At 70.5% G+C, this 17,341-nt stretch carries 16 protein-coding genes and 8 tRNA genes; 12 read left to right on the forward strand and 12 right to left on the reverse strand.

What is annotated here, in order from left to right:
- Window positions 1–96 precede the first annotated feature (96 nt).
- From pdxS to G6038_RS01840, 9 genes are all read right to left on the reverse strand, one after another.
- Window positions 97–999 (reverse strand): pyridoxal 5'-phosphate synthase lyase subunit PdxS, encoded by a 903-nt coding sequence (gene pdxS / locus G6038_RS01800; RefSeq protein ID WP_100057600.1) that lies wholly within the window; start codon window positions 997–999, stop codon window positions 97–99.
- Window positions 1,000–1,171: 172 nt separating this feature from the next.
- Entirely contained in the window at window positions 1,172–2,191 is a 1,020-nt protein-coding gene (locus G6038_RS01805; RefSeq protein WP_165035628.1) for an NUDIX domain-containing protein, read from the reverse strand.
- A gap of 40 nt (window positions 2,192–2,231) precedes the next feature.
- Complete coding sequence (locus G6038_RS01810; RefSeq protein ID WP_100057927.1) at window positions 2,232–3,359, reverse strand: glycosyltransferase family 4 protein; 1,128 nt, start codon at window positions 3,357–3,359, stop codon at window positions 2,232–2,234.
- Window positions 3,356–4,261, reverse strand: coding sequence for a phosphatidylinositol mannoside acyltransferase (locus G6038_RS01815; RefSeq protein ID WP_165035630.1), 906 nt, complete (start codon window positions 4,259–4,261; stop codon window positions 3,356–3,358). The genes G6038_RS01810 and G6038_RS01815 overlap by 4 nt, the downstream gene beginning before the upstream one ends.
- Window positions 4,258–4,911: a phosphatidylinositol phosphate synthase gene (pgsA, locus tag G6038_RS01820; protein ID WP_165035631.1), complete on the reverse strand. Its 654-nt coding sequence runs from the start codon at window positions 4,909–4,911 to the stop codon at window positions 4,258–4,260. Before pgsA ends, G6038_RS01815 begins: the two co-directional genes overlap by 4 nt.
- Window positions 4,912–5,035: 124 nt before the next feature.
- Window positions 5,036–5,584 (reverse strand): HIT domain-containing protein, encoded by a 549-nt coding sequence (locus G6038_RS01825; RefSeq protein WP_029543465.1) that lies wholly within the window; start codon window positions 5,582–5,584, stop codon window positions 5,036–5,038.
- Window positions 5,581–7,662: a threonine--tRNA ligase gene (gene thrS, locus G6038_RS01830; protein ID WP_165035686.1), complete on the reverse strand. Its 2,082-nt coding sequence runs from the start codon at window positions 7,660–7,662 to the stop codon at window positions 5,581–5,583. The genes G6038_RS01825 and thrS overlap by 4 nt, the downstream gene beginning before the upstream one ends.
- A 137-nt stretch (window positions 7,663–7,799) precedes the next feature.
- Window positions 7,800–8,360, reverse strand: a complete 561-nt coding sequence (locus tag G6038_RS01835; RefSeq protein ID WP_165035633.1) for a DUF742 domain-containing protein — start codon at window positions 8,358–8,360, stop codon at window positions 7,800–7,802.
- Between the two features lie 168 nt (window positions 8,361–8,528).
- Window positions 8,529–8,600 (reverse strand) — tRNA-Val (locus tag G6038_RS01840).
- A 280-nt stretch (window positions 8,601–8,880) separates the two neighbouring features.
- On the opposite strand from G6038_RS01840, the gene G6038_RS01845 reads away from it, so the two are divergent.
- The 7 genes from G6038_RS01845 (at window position 8,881) to G6038_RS01875 (ending at window position 9,563) form a co-directional block, all read left to right on the forward strand.
- Window positions 8,881–8,953, forward strand: a tRNA-Gly gene (locus G6038_RS01845).
- A gap of 25 nt (window positions 8,954–8,978) precedes the next feature.
- Window positions 8,979–9,049, forward strand: a tRNA-Cys gene (locus G6038_RS01850).
- Between the two features lies 1 nt (window position 9,050).
- A tRNA-Val gene (locus tag G6038_RS01855) sits at window positions 9,051–9,125 on the forward strand.
- Between the two features lie 61 nt (window positions 9,126–9,186).
- A tRNA-Gly gene (locus tag G6038_RS01860) sits at window positions 9,187–9,262 on the forward strand.
- A 7-nt stretch (window positions 9,263–9,269) separates the two neighbouring features.
- Window positions 9,270–9,344 (forward strand) — tRNA-Val (locus G6038_RS01865).
- 61 nt (window positions 9,345–9,405) lie between these two features.
- A tRNA-Gly gene (locus G6038_RS01870) sits at window positions 9,406–9,481 on the forward strand.
- Window positions 9,482–9,488: 7 nt separating this feature from the next.
- Window positions 9,489–9,563, forward strand: a tRNA-Val gene (locus G6038_RS01875).
- Between the two features lie 54 nt (window positions 9,564–9,617).
- Here the strand turns inward: G6038_RS01875 and G6038_RS01880 are convergent.
- Window positions 9,618–10,127: an alpha-isopropylmalate synthase regulatory domain-containing protein gene (locus G6038_RS01880; protein ID WP_165035635.1), complete on the reverse strand. Its 510-nt coding sequence runs from the start codon at window positions 10,125–10,127 to the stop codon at window positions 9,618–9,620.
- A 365-nt stretch (window positions 10,128–10,492) separates the two neighbouring features.
- Between G6038_RS01880 and G6038_RS01885 the strand changes: the two genes are divergently transcribed.
- On the forward strand, window positions 10,493–11,053 hold the full coding sequence (locus tag G6038_RS01885; protein WP_165035636.1) for a GNAT family N-acetyltransferase: 561 nt from the start codon (window positions 10,493–10,495) through the stop codon (window positions 11,051–11,053).
- A gap of 43 nt (window positions 11,054–11,096) precedes the next feature.
- On the opposite strand, the gene zapE is transcribed toward G6038_RS01885, so the two are convergent.
- Window positions 11,097–12,113: a cell division protein ZapE gene (zapE, locus tag G6038_RS01890; protein ID WP_165035638.1), complete on the reverse strand. Its 1,017-nt coding sequence runs from the start codon at window positions 12,111–12,113 to the stop codon at window positions 11,097–11,099.
- A 153-nt stretch (window positions 12,114–12,266) separates the two neighbouring features.
- On the opposite strand from zapE, the gene G6038_RS01895 reads away from it, so the two are divergent.
- The 3 genes from G6038_RS01895 to msrB are packed head-to-tail and all read left to right on the forward strand — an operon-like array spanning window position 12,267 to window position 15,616.
- Window positions 12,267–13,823 (forward strand): alpha/beta hydrolase, encoded by a 1,557-nt coding sequence (locus tag G6038_RS01895; RefSeq protein WP_206024130.1) that lies wholly within the window; start codon window positions 12,267–12,269, stop codon window positions 13,821–13,823.
- Window positions 13,824–13,869: 46 nt separating this feature from the next.
- Entirely contained in the window at window positions 13,870–15,177 is a 1,308-nt protein-coding gene (locus G6038_RS01900) for a glycosyltransferase family 87 protein (protein ID WP_346772723.1), read from the forward strand.
- Between the two features lie 10 nt (window positions 15,178–15,187).
- Entirely contained in the window at window positions 15,188–15,616 is a 429-nt protein-coding gene (gene msrB / locus G6038_RS01905) for a peptide-methionine (R)-S-oxide reductase MsrB (protein ID WP_165035641.1), read from the forward strand.
- Here the strand turns inward: msrB and G6038_RS01910 are convergent.
- Window positions 15,579–16,304 (reverse strand): HAD family hydrolase, encoded by a 726-nt coding sequence (locus tag G6038_RS01910; RefSeq protein WP_165035643.1) that lies wholly within the window; start codon window positions 16,302–16,304, stop codon window positions 15,579–15,581. The genes msrB and G6038_RS01910 overlap by 38 nt on opposite strands.
- 65 nt (window positions 16,305–16,369) lie before the next feature.
- Here G6038_RS01910 and G6038_RS01915 point away from each other — a divergent pair, with 65 nt between their 5' ends.
- On the forward strand, window positions 16,370–17,335 hold the full coding sequence (locus tag G6038_RS01915; RefSeq protein ID WP_206024131.1) for an L-lactate dehydrogenase: 966 nt from the start codon (window positions 16,370–16,372) through the stop codon (window positions 17,333–17,335).
- Window positions 17,336–17,341 lie beyond the last annotated feature (6 nt).

The following is a 17,341-nucleotide window of genomic DNA, read 5'->3' on the forward strand; positions in this document are numbered from 1 at the left end:
CGACAGGCTATCCGCAGGGACCCGCCGAGAAGCGTCGGGAGCCTCCGACACGGTCGGAGGCTCCCGACGTACGCGGGGATGCCGGCGGCGGTGGGGTCACCAGCCTCGCTCGGCGAGGCGGTGCGGCACCGGGATGTCGTCGACGTTGATGCCGACCATGGCCTCGCCCAGGCCACGCGAGACCTTCGCGAGCACGTCCGGGTCGTCGTAGAAGGTGGTGGCCTTGACGATCGCGGCGGCACGCTCGGCGGGATTGCCGGACTTGAAGATGCCCGAACCGACGAACACGCCCTCGGCGCCGAGTTGCATCATCATCGCCGCGTCGGCCGGGGTGGCGATGCCGCCGGCCGTGAACAGCGTCACCGGCAGCTTGCCGGCCTTGGCGACCTCGACCACCAGGTCGTACGGCGCCTGCAGTTCCTTGGCCGCGACGTACAGCTCGTCCTCGGGCAGGGAGGTCAGCCGCCGGATCTCCTGGCGGATCTTCCGCATGTGGGTGGTGGCGTTGGAGACGTCGCCGGTGCCGGCCTCGCCCTTGGAGCGGATCATCGCCGCGCCCTCGTTGATGCGGCGCAGCGCCTCACCGAGGTTGGTGGCGCCACACACGAACGGCACGGTGAAGGCGAACTTGTCGATGTGGTTCTCGTAGTCGGCGGGGGTGAGCACCTCCGACTCGTCGACGTAGTCCACGCCGAGGGCCTGCAGGATCTGTGCCTCGACGAAGTGACCGATGCGGGCCTTGGCCATCACCGGGATGGACACGGCCGCGATGATGCCTTCGATCATGTCCGGGTCGGACATGCGGGACACGCCCCCCTGGGCGCGGATGTCGGCGGGGACGCGCTCGAGCGCCATGACGGCGACGGCACCCGCGTCCTCGGCGATCTTCGCCTGCTCGGGGGTGACCACGTCCATGATCACGCCGCCCTTGAGCATCTCGGCCATACCGCGCTTGACGCGGGCGGTGCCGGTGGTGGGAACGGACTCGGGGCTGCTCACAGCAAGAACTCCTGGGGTGTGGCCTGCAGAAACTGACGCGGCGGACGGATTCGGGCACGTCGCGGCGCCGCTCCCGATTCTAGGGGCACCCGTGGTGGCCGTCCCATAGCCAGTCGCGAGACCCTGGCCTGCCTCGCAGGCATCGGACTCCGCCTGCCTCGAGTGCCGGCGCTCACCGGATGGCGCGGACCTCCGGCTCCACGCGACGCACGGCGACGTCCCGCGCCTCCCCCAGCAGATCCGCGAGATCCTGCGGAAACACGGCCTCGCCGTGGCGTTGCAGGTCCCGGATCTCACCCTCGGCGAACCAGCGGTGCTCGAGGCTCATGCGACGCTCGAGGTCGGTGAATCCGCCGTCGCCCGGCTCGAAGGCGGGCGTCTGCAGTGCGAAGAACAGTTCCTCCGAGCGGATGAGCTCGCCGTTGAAGGGAAACACCGCCACCCGCCGCCACATGGGCCCGCACAGCTGCTCGGGCGCGACCGGCAGCCCGGTCTCCTCCCCCACCTCACGGACGGCGGCCGCGCGCAGCGTCTCCCCCACTTCGACCGCACCGCCGACGGTGAACCAGAAGTGCACGTCCGGCGTGGTCGGGTCGTGGCCACGCAGCAGCAGCACCCGGCCCTCGTGGTCGAACAGCACCACCCGTGCCGAGGTGCGCGTCTCGTCGAGCAACAGGCCCGAGGCCGCGGCCGGGTCCGTACGCTCGGCGATCTCGAAGTAGTTCGGCAACGGCGCCGTGCCGCCGAGGTGCAGCCAGCGCACCGGCCGACGGCTGCGCAGCGCCAGCGTGTCACGGACGGCGTCGTTGTGGAACCGCCGTGCGATCAGCACCCGCGCTTCGGCGTCGGCGAGTTCGGCCACCAACTGCGGTCGCAGCCGCTCGGTGTCCACCGCGGCCAACGCGGCCGACAGCGCGTTCTCCGCCGATTCCCGTTCGGCACGGTCCGCCCGTTCGGCGCGGTCGGCCAGCGCGGCCAGCCGACGGCCCTCGGCGACGGGGGTGGAGGCCGCGATGCCGCGCCCCACCACGGCGCGACGGGCCAGGGCGGCGTCGAGCGCCTGCCAGGAGAGATCCGCACGCACGTGGAGCCGGTCCAGCCGGTTGGCCGTGCCGTAGGCCCACAACCCGAGCGCGACGATGATCGCGGAGATCAGCGCCAGGACGAGAACGGCGACCGCGGACAGCGTCACGTCCCACTCCCCTCACGCGGTGTCGTCGCCCGCGCGCACCTCACGACCGGACCTCCCGAACCGGTCCGGCGCCGACGGTGACGGTTTCGTACACGCGCAGGATCTGCTCGGCCACCACCGGCCAGTCGTAGGCGCCGACGATCTCGTTCGCCGCCGCCACCAGGGCGCGACGGCGGGCACCGTCGTCGAGCAGGCCGCGGATCGCGGCGGCGAGAGCCTCGGAGTCTCCCAGCGGAACGAGCACGCCGGCGCGCCCGTCGCGCAGCACCCGGCGGAACGCGTCGAGTTCGCCGGCCACCACGGGGGTACCGGCGGCCATCGCCTCCACCAGCACGATCCCGAAGCTCTCCCCACCGAGGTTGGGGGCGCAGTACACGTCGGCGCTGCGCATCGCCGAGGCCTTCTCCGCGTCGGACACCTGACCGAGCAGCCGCAGGTGCCGGGCGTACCGGCCGGCCTCCTTGCGCAACCGGTCCTCGTCCCCGCGGCCGACCACGAGAATCTCGAGGTCCGGGTAGTGCTCGACGAGCAGCGGCAGCGCGCCGAGCAACACCGCCATACCCTTGCGCGGCTCGTCGTACCGGCCGAGGAACAGCACGGTGCGGCCGGCGCGGGGATACCCGGGCAGCGTCGGGGCGTGAGCGAACGAGGACACGTCGACACCGTTCGGGATCTCCACGGCGTCCGAGCCGAGCGACGTCACCTGCCAGCGCCGGGCGAGTTCGGAGACGGCGATGCGGCCGCTGATCTTCTCGAGGTACGGCTGCAGCACACCCTGGAAGGTGCTCAGCACCAGCGATTTGGTCGTCGACGTGTGGAACGTCGCGACGATGGGGCCCTCGGCGATCTTCAGCGCGAGCATCGACAGGCTCGGCGCGTTCGGCTCGTGGATGTGCAGGACGTCGAAGTCGTTGTCGTTGATCCATCGCCGGACCCGCGCATAGGACACGGGACCGAAGCTCAGGCGCGCCACGGACCCGTTGTAGGGGATGGCGACGGCGCGCCCTGCCGAGACGACGAAGTCCGGCAGCTCCGTGCTGTCGGACGCCGGGGCGAGGACGCTGACCTTGTGGCCGCGTTCGATGAGCACGTTGGCCAGGTCCACGACGTGCGCCTGCACCCCGCCCGGTACGTCGAACGAGTACGGGCACACCATCCCGATCTTCACCGCGCCTCCATTCGCGCCAGGCGGGCCTCGGAGAGATCGTCGAGCCAGAGCGGTTGCAGCATGTGCCAGTCCGCAGGGTGTTCGGCGATGTCGGCGGCGAAGCAGTCGGCGAGGGCCTGTGTCGCCGGCCCGATCCCGCCGGTGACGTCGATCTCGGCGTGGACCCGGAAGCCCCAGCCGGCGTCGGTGAACCAGCAGTGCACCGGCAGCAGCGGCGCGCCGGTCTCGGCGGCGAGCTTCGCCGGGCCGGCGGGCATGCGGGTGGGTTCCCCGAAGAACGTCACCGGCACGCCTTTGCGGGCCAGGTCGCGCTCGCCGAGCAGGCAGACGATCCGGTTCTCGCGCAGCCGCGTCTCGAGCCGGTCGAACGGCGGGGTCTCGCCCCCGCTGAGCGGGAAGATCTCGAAGCCGAGGCTCTCGCGGTACGCGACGAACCGCTGGTAGAGCGATTCGGGGCGCAGGCGTTCGGCCACCGTCGACAGCCCACCGTAGGTCTGCGTGCACCACACGCCGGCCATGTCCCAGTTCCCGCTGTGGGGCAGGGCGAGAATCGCACCGCGCCCGGCCGCCAGTGCCTGCTCGATGTGCTCGCGACCCTCGACGGCGTGATCGAGGGCGGCGGCCGTCACGGTCAGGTCCATCGAGGGCAGCCGGAACGCCTCCCGCCAGTAGCGGGCGTAGGACCGCACGGACTGCCGGATCAGCTCGTCCGGGACCTGCGCCGCGGGCACGCCCAGGACCCGGGCGAGGTTGCGGCGCAACTGCTGCGGGCCACCGCGGCGGCGGGCGGCGATGTCGGCTCCGAGGTCGAACAGCCGGCGGGCGGTGGACTCGGGCAGCGCCCGCACGAGCCGCCACCCGGCGGCGTAGCCGAGGTCGGAGGCACGTTCGGTCGCGCTCATCGGGCTTCTCCGTCGGCCGGGGTCGACGACGGCAGGGGCAGCAGCTCGCGGGCGTCCGGGGAGCGGCGAACGGCGAGCACCCGCTGGAACACGGTGATCACCGAGCCGGCGGCGAGCAGCCACATGGCGACGTGGATCGCCCACCACACGCCGAGCCCGGTGACACCGGCGCCGACCAGCACGATGACGAGCCGGTCGGGCCGCTCGATCAGGCCGCCGTCGGCGGACAGGCCACTCGCCTCGGCGCGGGCCTTGGCATACGAGATGACCTGGGAGGTGACCAGGCAGATCAGAGTTGCGATCAGCAACGGACGGCTCTGTTCCCCGTAGACCGCCCACCAGGCCAGCCCGGCGAAGATCGCGCCGTCGGCGAGGCGGTCACAGGTGGCGTCGAGGACGGCGCCGAAGCGGGTGCCGCCCCCGCGGGCCCGGGCCATCGCACCGTCGAGCATGTCGAACATCACGAACAGCGAGATCACCATCGCGCCCCAGAACAGCTGCCCCATCGGGAACAGCGTCACGGCGGCGGCGATCGTGGCGACGGTGCCGATGAGTGTCACCGCGTCCGGCGTGAGGCCGGTACGGATCAAGGCCCTGCCGAGCGGGGCGGTGACCTTCGACACCGACGCACGCCCGAAAAAGCTCAGCATCCACCGACCCCCGTCTTCCGTTCACACCGATGCGTCCGGGACACGATCCTGCCACGCCCGCGAACGGCGACAAACATACCGGCGGGGGCGGCGACGGACACCGGGGCCGGGGGCCGGTGCGGCGTCACTCGTTCCAGGCCGCCGCGAGCAGCGCGCGGGTGTCCCGCAGCAGCTGCGGCATGACCTTGGCGCCGCCGAGGACGGTGATGAAGTTGGCATCGCCGCCCCAGCGCGGCACCACGTGCAGGTGCAGGTGTTCGGCGAGCGAGCCGCCGGCGGCGGCCCCGAGGTTGAGGCCCACATTGAAGCCGTGCGGCCGCGAGACGCTCTTGATGACCCGGATCGCCCGCTGCGCGAATGCCATCAACTCGGTGCTCTCCTCGGAGGTCAGGTCCTCGAGGTTGGCGACCCGGCGGTACGGCACGACCATGAGATGGCCGGGGTTGTAGGGGTAGAGGTTGAGCACCGCGTACACGTGCTCGCCGCGCGCGACGACGAGGCCCTCCTCGTCCCGCATCTTCGGGATGTCGGTGAAGGGCTCGTACGGCGCCTCCTTGGATCGTGGTGCCTCCGCGATGTACGACATCCGGTGGGGCGACCACAGCCGCTGCAGGTGGTCGGGTTCTCCGGCCCCGCGATCGACGAGGGCGTCGTCGGAGCAATCGCCGCTCACGCGGCGCCGCCCGAGTCGACGGGAGCGACGAGCTCCGCGGTGGGCGAGGCGTTCTCCCGCCGTCCGATCCACTCGGTGACCAGACGGACCGCGTCGGCCACGGGCACGCCGTTGACCTGGGTGCCGTCGCGGAACCGGAAGCTGACCGCGCCGGCCTCGACGTCACGCTCGCCTGCGAGCAGCATGAACGGCACCTTCTGCGTGGTGTGGTTGCGGATCTTCTTCTGCATCCGGTCGTCGCTGGTGTCGACCTCGGCGCGCACCCCGGCCGCCTTCAGCTGCCGGGCGACGTCGAACAGGTGATCCTCGAAGGCCTCCGCAACGGGGATACCGACGACCTGCACGGGGGCGAGCCACGCCGGGAAGGCGCCGGCGTAGTGCTCGGTGAGCACGCCGAAGAAGCGCTCGATCGAGCCGAACAGGGCCCGGTGGATCATCACCGGCCGATGCTTGCTGCCGTCGGGACCGGTGTACTCGAGTTCGAACCGCTCGGGCAGGTTGAAGTCGAGCTGGATCGTCGACATCTGCCAGCTGCGCCCGAGCGCGTCCTGAACCTGGACGGAGATCTTCGGCCCGTAGAAGGCGGCACCACCCGGGTCCGGCACGAGATCGAGTCCGGAGGCCTCGGCGACGTCGCGCAGCGTGTCGGTGGCCTCCTCCCACAGGACGTCGTCGCCGACGAACTTCTTGGGGTTCTTCGTCGACAGCTCGAGGTGGTAGTCCTCGAGGCCGTAGTCCTTCAGCAGGTCGAGGACGAAGTTCAGCGTCGTGGTCAGCTCGTCGCGCATCTGCTCGCGGGTGCAGTAGATGTGCGCGTCGTCCTGCGTCATGCCGCGCACCCGGGTCAGGCCGTGGACGACGCCGGACTTCTCGTAGCGGTAGACCGAGCCGAACTCGAAGAGCCGCAGCGGCAGCTCGCGGTAGGAGCGGCCGCGGGAGCGGAAGACGAGGTTGTGCATCGGGCAGTTCATCGGCTTGAGGTAGTAGTCCTGGCCCGGCTTGCGCACGGTGCCGTCCTCGTTGAGTTCCTCGTCGATGTGCATCGCCGGGAACATGCCGTCGCGGTACCAGTCGAGGTGACCGGACACCTCGTAGAGGTGCCCCTTGGTGATGTGCGGGGAGTACACGAACTCGTAGCCGGCCTCGACGTGCCGCTGGCGCGAGTAGTTCTCCATCTCCTGGCGGATGATGCCGCCCTTGGGATGGAACACCGGCAGGCCGGAGCCGAGCTCGTCGGGGAAGCTGAACAGGTCGAGCTCGTTGCCGAGCTTGCGGTGGTCGCGGCGCTCGGCCTCGGCGAGCAGCTCGAGGTAGCGCTCCTGTGCCTCCGCGGATTCCCACGCGGTGCCGTAGATGCGCTGCAGGCCGGCGTTGTCCTGGTCACCGCGCCAGTAGGCGGCGGAGCTACGGGTGAGCTTGAACGCCGGGATGTACTTGGTGGTGGGGATGTGCGGGCCGCGGCACAGGTCGCCCCAGATCTTCTCGCCCGTCCGCGGGTTGAGGTTGTCGTAGATCGTCAGTTCCGCGCCGCCGACCTCCATGATCTCGGGGTCCTCGTCGAGGGAACTGTTGCCGGCCGACTTCTCACTGATCAGTTCGAGCTTGAACGGCTCGTTCTTCAGTTCCTCGCGTGCGTCGTCCAGGTTCTCGACGACGCGGCGGGAGAACCGCTGCGCGCCCTTGACGATCTGCTTCATGCGCTTCTCGAGTTTCGCGAGGTCCTCCGGGGTGAAGGGCCGGTCCACCTGGAAGTCGTAGTAGAAGCCGTCCTTGATCGGGGGCCCGATGCCCAGTTTGGCCTCCGGGAACTCCTGCTGCACAGCCTGGGCGAGGACGTGTGCCGCGGAGTGCCGGATGACGGAGCGGCCGTCCTCGGTACCGGCGGCGACCGGCTCGATCTCGGTGTCCTGTTCCGGCGACCACGACAGGTCGCGCAGCCGGCCCTCGGCATCGCGGACCACGACGATCGCGTCGGGTCCGCTGTTGGGTAGGCCGGCCTCCCGGAGGGCGGCACCGGCAGTGGTCCCCGCGGGCACCCGGACGAGCACGGTTGGGTCTACGGATGCGGGCGTCGTCACTGTGGTGGGCTCCTCGGGCTCGTGCCGGTGGTGGGTGCCACCGACGCCGCGGGGCATGCCACGCGTCGGCAACCAGACCATGCTATCGACACCACCCCGGTCACCCGTTCACCCGGGCACCGCCCGAGCGGTGCAGGCTACAGCCGGCGCAGTCCGCCGAGGACCCGCGACAGCAACTGGGCGTCGGGGCCGACCCCGTCGACGGTCCGGTGGACGGTGAGTTCGCCGGTGGCGGCGAGGTCGCCCACCAGGACCCGTGCGACGCCCAGGGGCAGCTTGGCCAGAGCCGCGATCTCCATGATGGAGCGGGGTTCGGCGCACAGCGCCAGGATGGTGCGGTGTTCTTCGAGGCCCGGGGTTCCCACTGAGTCGGGCACGGCCGAGACGAGGACCTCGAGCGGGAGATCCACCTCGGCGCGGGTCCGGCCCTGGCTGCGCACGAAAGGCCGCACGAACGAGGGCTGGACTCCGTTCGGCTCCTCTTCCCTCGGGACCGCGGTCACGACGGCCGGCATCGGGGTCGACGCGGGGGCGGCGACGGTCGCGAATGCACCGGTCGCCGGCGGGTCCACCGCGGGCGCGGCTTCGTGCCGGTCGGTCGCGCCGGGGGCCGGGCGGTCCTTCCGCCGTCGGCCGGCAGATCCGAATCGTGCTCCTGTGGTCCCGACCAGGGGCCAGTTGTTGTCGGCGACACTCATCAGCCGCATCCTCCTCACACCGACCGTAATCCTGCCATCAGCGCATTGCGGTCCGATGAATGCGCAGGTCACGACCGCTCCACCGACGGCTGTTCCGTCCGGGCGCGAACCGGGCCGCGCCCGAAACGACGAAGGGCACCCCCGTGGGGGTGCCCTTCGTCGGTGCTGTGGTCCCGGCTGGGATCGAACCAGCGACCTCCCCGGTGTGAACGGGACGCTCTTCCACTGAGCCACGGGACCGGGCCGCTTCGCAGCGGCTCGAACGAGAAGGAACATTAACACGCCCACCGGGTGAACACGAATCCCCTGGTCGACCCCATTTTCGGGGAGCGACCGAGGCCGGGCGCACCGCCGGCGTGCGCGGCGCGGGAGCCCGCACACCGGAGCCGGGACCGACAAGGGCCCTCACGCCCACGAGGACGCCTCGTTCGCGCCCTCACCTGCAGATTTGTGTGTTCTGACGATGGTCGGCTAATGTTCTCAACCGCACCACGGAGAGCACGACGCCGGACGGTGCGATGCGGATGTAGCGCAGCTGGTAGCGCATCACCTTGCCAAGGTGAGGGTCGCGGGTTCGAATCCCGTCATCCGCTCGAGAGGTTGGACTCGACCTTTTACGGTGGAGTGGCCGAGTGGTGAGGCAACGGCCTGCAAAGCCGTGCACACGGGTTCGATTCCCGTCTCCACCTCGCGCGATTAGCTCAGCGGGAGAGCGCTTCCCTGACACGGAAGAGGTCACTGGTTCAATCCCAGTATCGCGCACCACGATCGACCAGGTTTCACCCCGCACTTCTCGACCCGGGCCACCGGGAGGGGAAGTGCACATGCGGATGTAGCGCAGCTGGTAGCGCATCACCTTGCCAAGGTGAGGGTCGCGGGTTCGAATCCCGTCATCCGCTCCACCACCCCGCGCGATTAGCTCAGCGGGAGAGCGCTTCCCTGACACGGAAGAGGTCACTGGTTCAATCCCAGTATCGCGCACCACGATCGACCAGGTTTCACCCCGCACTTCTCGACCCGGGCCACCGGGAGGGGAAGTGCACATGCGGATGTAGCGCAGCTGGTAGCGCATCACCTTGCCAAGGTGAGGGTCGCGGGTTCGAATCCCGTCATCCGCTCCACCACCCCGCGCGATTAGCTCAGCGGGAGAGCGCTTCCCTGACACGGAAGAGGTCACTGGTTCAATCCCAGTATCGCGCACCATCCACACGGCGAAGGCCCTCCCGGTCGGGAGGGCCTTCGCCGTGCCGCCACCCGTCAGCGGGAGGCGTGCAGCCGGTTGGCGCCGGCAGTCATCGCGCGCAGCGCCGATTCGGTCCCGGTCGCCGCGATTCCCATGCTCCAGAGCCGGCGGCCGTCCGCTTCGCTCAGCAGGAACGTCGCGTGGGTGTCACCGAGGTCGAGCTGGTGGAACGAGAGGATCTCGAGCGGCATCCCGAGGGTGTGCATCATGGCGGTCATCGCAGACACCGGACCGGTAGCGGTCGCCGCGGCGGTGTGGATGGTCTCTCCCACGCCGAATGTGGCCTCGTAGTTGCAGCGGCCGGCGCGCGCAGTCTCGGCGGACCAGCCACCGAGGCGGACGGGCCCGTGCTGTGGTGCATAGGTGGCGGTGAACTCGGCCCAGCTCATGCCGGCGGACTCGGCGCGCAGCTCGCGCGGCAGGAACCGACCGTAGCGGGCGGCGAACGGATCGATCGGCGCCGAGCAGGGGGTGTCCGTGTCGCCGGCGGCAGGGATCAGAGCGGTGGAGGTGAAGGCGTTCATCGAAGGAGGTCTTCCGCGCGAAGGAAGGACCGACAGGTAGCTCAACGACCCGCAGCGAGGGGTCGGTCCGAATCAGACCCCGCTACGGCGGTGAACTACGAGTACGCGCTTCATGAGAGCCCACAGTAGAGCGTCGGCCCGCGGAAGGCAACCACCCCGGTGACCGGCGCGTGACCGAACCGTGACCCACCCGGCTGGAACCTGAGGAATCCCTCATGTATTGTCGGAGGTGCCATCCCCCCGATGGTAATGAACCCCAGCCATGACCCCCCATCCAAGGCTGGGGTTCAGCCATTTCCGGACCTCGAGCGTGTTCCGTCCCCGAGCGTCGCCACGGCGGAGCGCCGAGTGATCTACTGGTTGCTATGCCAACGCCGTCACTCGAGGAATCCACCGCGAACGTCTCCGTCGAGCAGGCCGGGATCTGGGATGCCGAGACCATCGCCGACGTCGCGGCCACCACGTTTCCCCTGGCCTGCCCGTCCGATGCCTCCCAGGAGGACATCGCCGCCTTCATCGACGAGACCCTGTCCGCGGAACGGTTCAGCGAGTACCTCACCGACCCGACCCGCATCGTCCTCAAGGCGACGGTCGGCGGCGAGATCGTGGGCTACCTGATGGCGATCGATGCCGAACCGACCGATCCGGCGGTCCGCGAAGCCGTGACGGCGCTCCCCGCCACCGAGATCAGCAAGCTCTACGTACTCCCGGGCAAGCACGGCACGGGTGTCGCCGCGGCATTGATGGCTGCCATCGTCGACCACGCCCGGGCGTCCGGCTGCCGGGGCCTGTGGCTGGGGGTCAACAAACAGAACTCGCGCGCCCGGCGGTTCTACGCCAAGAACGAGTTCGAGGTCGTGGGGACGCGGACGTTCCAGGTCGGCTCGCAGACCCACCACGACCACGTCATGCAGCGCGCCCTCTGACGCGGGGTACTCCGCTCGCGGCGACGTACCCCGGGAGCGTGGCTCAGCTGGCGGCGGTCTCGAACCGCGACAGTGCCAGCAGGCGCGACGTCGCGCGCAGGTACTTCTTGCGGTAGCCTCCGGCGAGCATCTCGGCGGTGAAGATCTCGTCCAGCTTCGCGCCGGCCACGGTCACCGGGATGCTCGCGTCGTAGAGCCGGTCAGCGAGAACCACCAGGCGCAGGGCCACCGACTGGTCGTGAGCGGGATGGACCCCGTTGAGGAAGACCGCCGGGACGCCCTCGACGAGCTTGCCGTACCGCGACGGGTGCAGTGTGCTCAGGTGCGCGCACAATTCGTCGAAGTCGTCGAGGGTGGCGCCGGCCACCGCATCGGCACGATCGAGCAGGTCCTCGGAGCTGATCGGGTCCGGGGCCGGCGGCAGGTCGCGGTGGCGGTAGTCGGGACCGTCCACGCGGATGGTCTCGAAGATGGCGCCGAGCTTCTTGATCTCGCGCAGGAAGTCCTGCGCCGCGAACCGGCCCTCCCCCAGTTGCCCGGGCAGGGTGTTGGACGTCGCGACGATGGACACGCCCCGCGCAGACAGCTCGGTCAGCAGCCGGGACACCAGCATCGTGTCGCCCGGGTCGTCGAGTTCGAACTCGTCGATGCACAGCACGCTGTGCTGCGACAACTCCTCGACGGCCTTGTTGAAGCCGAGAGCACCGACCACGTGGGTCAGCTCCACGAAGGTGCCGAACGCCTTCGGCGACGGCGCCGCGTGGAAGATCGAGGCCAGCAGGTGGGTCTTGCCGACGCCGAAGCCGCCGTCGAGGTAGAGCCCGGCGCCGGTGGACGGCGCCTTGCGGCCGAACAGGCCACGCCGGCCACCGCCCCGGATCTTGGCGATCTTGTGGGCGAACTCCTCCGCCGTCCGGACGGCGGTTGCCTGGCTCGGCTCGTTCGGATCGGGAATGTAGGACGCGAAGCTCACGTCGTCGAACATCGCCGGCGGAACCATCTGGGCCACCAGTTGATCGGACGGCACCACGGGATTGCGATCGACGAGACGTTCGTGCATTTCTCCAGGGTAGGGCCGCAGCTCGAGGCGACCGGTACACCGAGGGCAGATTGCGACCTACTTCACATCGCGTACACCTGATCGTCACGTTCGGCGGATCGGACGATCCGGTCACGTGCGCGGCCCGCCGCGGCGACCTGGCAGGCTGTGCCCATGCGCAGAACCGGTGTGCTCACGATGGGCATCGTCGTGCTCGGAGCGATGACCGCCGCGTGCGGGGCGGGCCCCTCGGTACGTCCCGACGTCGCCGTGGTGCAGGAGGCGGACGGCCGCGCCACCCCCACCGGCGAGGATCCGGCCGTCGCGCCCGAGTTGCCGGTGCCCGCCCGGGACCTGGACTGGCGCGACTGCACCGCCGATACCCTCGCCGCGCAGGCCCTGCCGCCGGGGCCGACGGGTCTCGTCCTCGAGTGCGCCCAGATTCCGGCCGCAATCGACGCCGCGGGCACCGTGCCTGGCTCGTTCCCCCTCGACGTGCTGCGGGCCCGGCTGGCCCAGACCCCCACCGAGGCCGCCCCGCTCGTCATGACGACGGGGGCGGACCTACCCTCCACCCGGGCGCTGGCCGCGCTGTCGACCGGCTCGCTCGCCGAGCTCGTGGCCTCCCGGCCGGTCGTCGCGGTGGATCGGCGCGGCCTCGGTGCGTCCCAGCCGATCGAATGCATCTTCGGAGCGGACCGACGCGCCCTGGCCGACCACGGACAGTTCGGCCGTACCGGCGACGGTCCCGACCGGGTCGCCGAGCTCGGCCGGCAGGCCACCATCGCCTGCACCGACTACCTGCAGCCGCAGGAACTGCTGTTCGGTGCCGCCCACGCCGCCGACGATCTCGAGCAGCTGCGCACCACCTGGGGCGCCGAGCGGATCGGCGTGCTCGGCATCGGCAACGGCGCCACGGTTGCCCTGGCCTACGCGTCGAAGTACCCGACGACCGTGGGCCGTCTCGTCCTCGACTCCCCCGCCGCGGCCACCGCCGACGCCGAGTTGCTCGCCGAGAGCCGGGTGCGGGGCGCAGAGTCGGCGGTCGACGCGTTCGCCCGCCAGTGCGTCGCGCTGGCGTGCTCGCTGGGACCGGACCCGCGGGCCGCGCTCGAGGATCTGCATGCCCGCGCCGCGGCCGGCACGCTCGCCCCGCTGTCGTCGAACTCCCTGCTCACCGCCGTGACGTGGTTCCTCGGGACACCCCGCAGCGACGCGCCGACCCGGGTCCGCGAGCTGTCCGACGCACTGTCCGCGGCCGGCGCGGGCGACGTGACACCGATGCTCGAGCTCGTCGGCGCCGCCGAGGCCGCGCTGTTGTCCGACGGGCAGTTCGTCTCCCGCTGCAGCGACGGGCAGCGGTGGCCCACGACGGCCCGGGCCGCCGAGCTGCAGCGGATGTGGTCGACGAACTACCCCCTGTTCGGTGGCGACGCGGCGATCGGTCTCACGGCGTGCAGCGCCTGGCCGAGCATGCCGACCCCGCCGCTGCCGGCGGAGGTCCGCGTGCCCGTGCTGGTGACGACGGGCGCCGCCGACCCGCTCGTCGGCAGCGCGGGGCTCGAGTCGGTCACCGGAGCCCTCACCGCCGTCTCGGCGCGGTGGGCGGCGCTGTCGTGGCAGGGCGCCGGATACTCCGCGGCCCTGCACTCCGGCTGCATCCAGGCACGGGTGGCGGCGTATCTCGACACCGGTGCACTGCCGCCGAACGGCAGCCTGTGCCCGGCGTGACCCCGCGTCCGACGCGGCCCGGGCCCGGCGCCGCGAGGAGGGGACGGTGGGTGGCCACCACCGGCTCCCGGTGTACCGTGCCGTAGTGTTCCTCAGCCGCCTCGAGCCCCGCACCGCCCGCACCACCGCGGAGGTGGTCAAGTGCGTTGTGTGGCCGTTGGCCGTGCTCACGGTGCTGCACCGTGTGGCGGTCAAGGCCGTCAACGGATTCCGCACCGACGATTTCACCCCCGTCTACAACGCGGCGCTGGCATTTCTCAACCGCAAGCCCGTGTACACCGCGAACTTCGAGTGGGTGGACCCGCACTACCTGTACCCGCCGTCCGGGACCCTGCTGATCTCCCCGATCGCGGTGATCGACCCGGAGCGGTCGCGGTGGCTGTTCATCCTCGCGAACGCGATCGCGATCATCGTGGCGCTGTACCTGCTGCTGCGGATGTTCGGCTACGGCCTGAACTCCGTGCTCGCGCCCATCCTGCTGCTTGCGGCGTTCAGTTCCGAGACCGTGACGAACACCCTGGTGTTCACCAACATCAACGGCCTCGTCCTGCTCGGCGAGGTCGCCTTCCTGGCGCTGCTGCTCCGGCGGCGCGACCTGTGGGCGGGCGTCGCGATCGGGCTGACGTTCGCGGTCAAACCGATCCTGGCCCCGCTGCTGCTGATTCCGCTCGTGCGCCGGCAGTGGAAGGTGTTCGCCACCGCCGCGGCGGTGCCGCTCGGACTGACGCTCGTCGCGTGGCCGCTCTCGGTGGACGCGTGGGCGTTCGTCGAGCGCACCACGCCGTACCTGTTCGAGGCGCGCGACTACTTCAACAGCGCGATCGTCGGCAACGGCATGTACTACGGCCTGCCGACGTGGTTGATCCTCGCGCTGCGCGTCGTGCTCGGCCTCATGGTCGTCGTCTCGCTGTGGCTGCTGTACCGGTACTGCCGCCACGACGACCTGTTCTTCGTCGGCACGAGTACCGGGGTGCTGCTCACCGCGTCGTTCCTGCTCGGTTCGCTCGGCCAGATGTACTACTCGATGATGCTGTTCCCGCTGCTGATGACGGTGGTACTGCCCAACTCGGTGATGCGGAACTGGCCGGCGTGGCTCGCGGTCTACGGCTTCATGAGCTACGACAGCTGGCTGTCGGGGCGGTGGCCGGAGGCCGGCCGCGCCGCCGAGTACATGAAGACGACGTTCGGCTGGTCGCTGCTGCTCATCGTGATCTTCGCGGTGCTGCTCGACCGGTACCTGGCCGCCCGGCGGGAGGGCCGGCTGGGGGACGGCATCGAACCGTCGTTCCTGTTGCCCGAACGCAGGAACGAGCCGCAGGCCGAGCTCGTGGCGACGAACCGCGGTGAGGGCTAGCGTGGAGCGCATGGCTGACGCTGTCCCGACCGAACCCGCGCCGAAGGTGTCCCTGAGCGACGACGAATGGCGCGCCCGCCTCACCCCCGAGGAGTACGCGGTGCTGCGGCAGGCCGGCACCGAGCGGCCCTTCGTCGGCGAGTACACCGACACGGAGACCGAGGGCGTGTACGAGTGCCGCGCCTGCGGGACCGAACTGTTCCGCAGCACCGAGAAGTTCCATTCGCACTGCGGGTGGCCCTCGTTCTTCGATCCGGCGACGAGCGACGCGGTGGTCCTGCGGTCCGACGACTCCCTCGGCATGCGCCGGGTGGAGGTACTGTGCGCCGCTTGTCACAGCCATCTCGGGCACGTGTTCGAGGGCGAGGGGTATCCGACCCCGACCGATCAGCGGTACTGCATCAACTCGATCTCCCTGCGCCTGGTTCCGAAGGACTGAGGCCGGCCGCGAACAGGGCCCGCCACAACCCCCGGCGGCGCTCGGCGGTGGGCAGCGGCTCCACGAGGGCGAACGAGCAGCCGATGCGGCGGGCCGCGCCGTCGGCCTCCTCGCTGTCGCCCACCATCAGCGTGCGCTCCGGGGACACACCGAGCGCATCGACGGCGTGGCGGAAGATCTCCGGCTCGGGCTTGACCGCGCCGACTTCGAAGGACAACACGAACTCCGACACGAGATCGTCGATGCCGAGCGCCGCGAACGCGGGCCGGATGTCGAAGGCGATGTTGCTCAGCACCGCCACGGCGAGGCCCTCGCCGGCGAGGGCCTCGATCACCGGGACCGTGTCCGGGTACACCGTCCAGCAGCGCGGATCAGTCAGCTTCGCATACAGGCCGAGGGCCTGCTCCTCGTCGGCGACCCCGGAGCGGCGCAGCACCGTGAGGTAGGCGTCGCGGTGCCGGCGGGGATCCCGGTCGCGGTTGATCCAGGCGTGATGCTCGGCGGCATCCATCTCGACGGGCTGGCCGGTCGGGGCGGTCATCCGGCGCATCAGCTCGGCCTGCCGGTGCACGTCGAACGGTTCGCCCCGGTCGTCGGTGATGTCGGCCAGCCAGGATTCGTCCTCCTCGAGCCGGAACAACGTGCCGGAGAAGTCGAACAGCACGGCGTCGAACGGGGGAACGCTCATGTTCGAAGGCTAACGGCCGCGCGGTCGCGCTGCGGAGCGAGCGCGGAGCGACGACGATCGAGTCCATGTCGACGACCCGTGCGTCCCGCAAGTCCAAGGTTTCGATCGTCGGCGCCGGCAGCGTCGGCACCGCCGTCGCCTACGCGTGCCTGATCCGTGGCTCCGCAGATTCGCTGGCCCTGTTCGATCCGAACACCGACAAGGTGCGGGCCGAGGTGCTCGACCTGAACCACGGCACCCAGTTCGCGCCCGCGTGCCGCATCGACGGCGCCGACGACCTCGCCGTCACCGCCGGCTCCGACCTGATCGTCGTGACGGCGGGCGCCAAGCAGAAGCCGGGCCAGTCACGGCTCGAGCTGGCGGCGGCGAACGTGCGCATCGTGCAGGAGCTCACGCCCGCCCTCCTCGCGCTCTCCCCCGACGCCGTGGTGCTGTTCGTCAGCAACCCGGTCGATGTGGTGACGTATGCGGCGATCCGCGCGACCGACGCCCCCGCCGGACAGATCCTCGGGTCCGGCACGGTTCTCGACTCCGGGCGGTTGCGCTTCCTCGTCGCGCAGCACGTCGGCATCGCGGTGGAGAACGTGCACGCCCTCATCGTCGGCGAGCACGGCGACTCCGAGATCACGCTGTGGTCGAGCGCGACGGTGGGCGGGGTGCCGGCCACGGAGTACCGGGACGAGAGCGGTGCGGCGGCGTTCGACGCGGCGATCCGGGAGCAGATCTCCACGCGGGTGGTCCGCAGCGCCTACGAGATCATCCTGGGCAAGGGGGCCACCAACCTGGCCATCGGCCTGTCCACCGCCCGGATCGTGGAGGCGGTGCTGAGGGACCAGCACCGGGTGCTGCCGGTCTCGACGCTGCAGCACGGCGTGCACGGGATCGACGGGGTGTGCCTGTCGCTGCCGACGATCGTCGACGGCCGCGGCGCCGGCCGGGTGCTCGAGATCCCCCTGTCGCCCGACGAGGCCGCCGGGCTGCGGGCGTCGGCGCAGACGCTGCGGGAGGTGCAGCGCTCGCTGGGTCTGTGACCGCCG

Source organism: Rhodococcus sp. 14C212 (assembly GCF_011058195.1).
Lineage (GTDB): Bacteria > Actinomycetota > Actinomycetes > Mycobacteriales > Mycobacteriaceae > Rhodococcus > Rhodococcus aetherivorans.

What these genes read in the sequence shown, in the direction of transcription:
- G6038_RS01815 (WP_165035630.1), bottom strand. Translation starts at nt 4,261, where the DNA reads ATGAGCGCGACCGAACGTGCCTCCGACCTCGGCTACGCCGCCGGGTGG.
- G6038_RS01835 (WP_165035633.1), bottom strand. Translation starts at nt 8,360, where the DNA reads ATGAGTGTCGCCGACAACAACTGGCCCCTGGTCGGGACCACAGGAGCA.
- G6038_RS01910 (WP_165035643.1), bottom strand. Translation starts at nt 16,304, where the DNA reads ATGAGCGTTCCCCCGTTCGACGCCGTGCTGTTCGACTTCTCCGGCACG.
- pgsA (WP_165035631.1), bottom strand. Translation starts at nt 4,911, where the DNA reads ATGCTGAGCTTTTTCGGGCGTGCGTCGGTGTCGAAGGTCACCGCCCCG.
- G6038_RS01885 (WP_165035636.1), top strand. Translation starts at nt 10,493, where the DNA reads ATGCCAACGCCGTCACTCGAGGAATCCACCGCGAACGTCTCCGTCGAG.
- msrB (WP_165035641.1), top strand. Translation starts at nt 15,188, where the DNA reads ATGGCTGACGCTGTCCCGACCGAACCCGCGCCGAAGGTGTCCCTGAGC.
- G6038_RS01915 (WP_206024131.1), top strand. Translation starts at nt 16,370, where the DNA reads ATGTCGACGACCCGTGCGTCCCGCAAGTCCAAGGTTTCGATCGTCGGC.
- G6038_RS01895 (WP_206024130.1), top strand. Translation starts at nt 12,267, where the DNA reads ATGCGCAGAACCGGTGTGCTCACGATGGGCATCGTCGTGCTCGGAGCG.
- zapE (WP_165035638.1), bottom strand. Translation starts at nt 12,113, where the DNA reads ATGCACGAACGTCTCGTCGATCGCAATCCCGTGGTGCCGTCCGATCAA.
- G6038_RS01880 (WP_165035635.1), bottom strand. Translation starts at nt 10,127, where the DNA reads ATGAACGCCTTCACCTCCACCGCTCTGATCCCTGCCGCCGGCGACACG.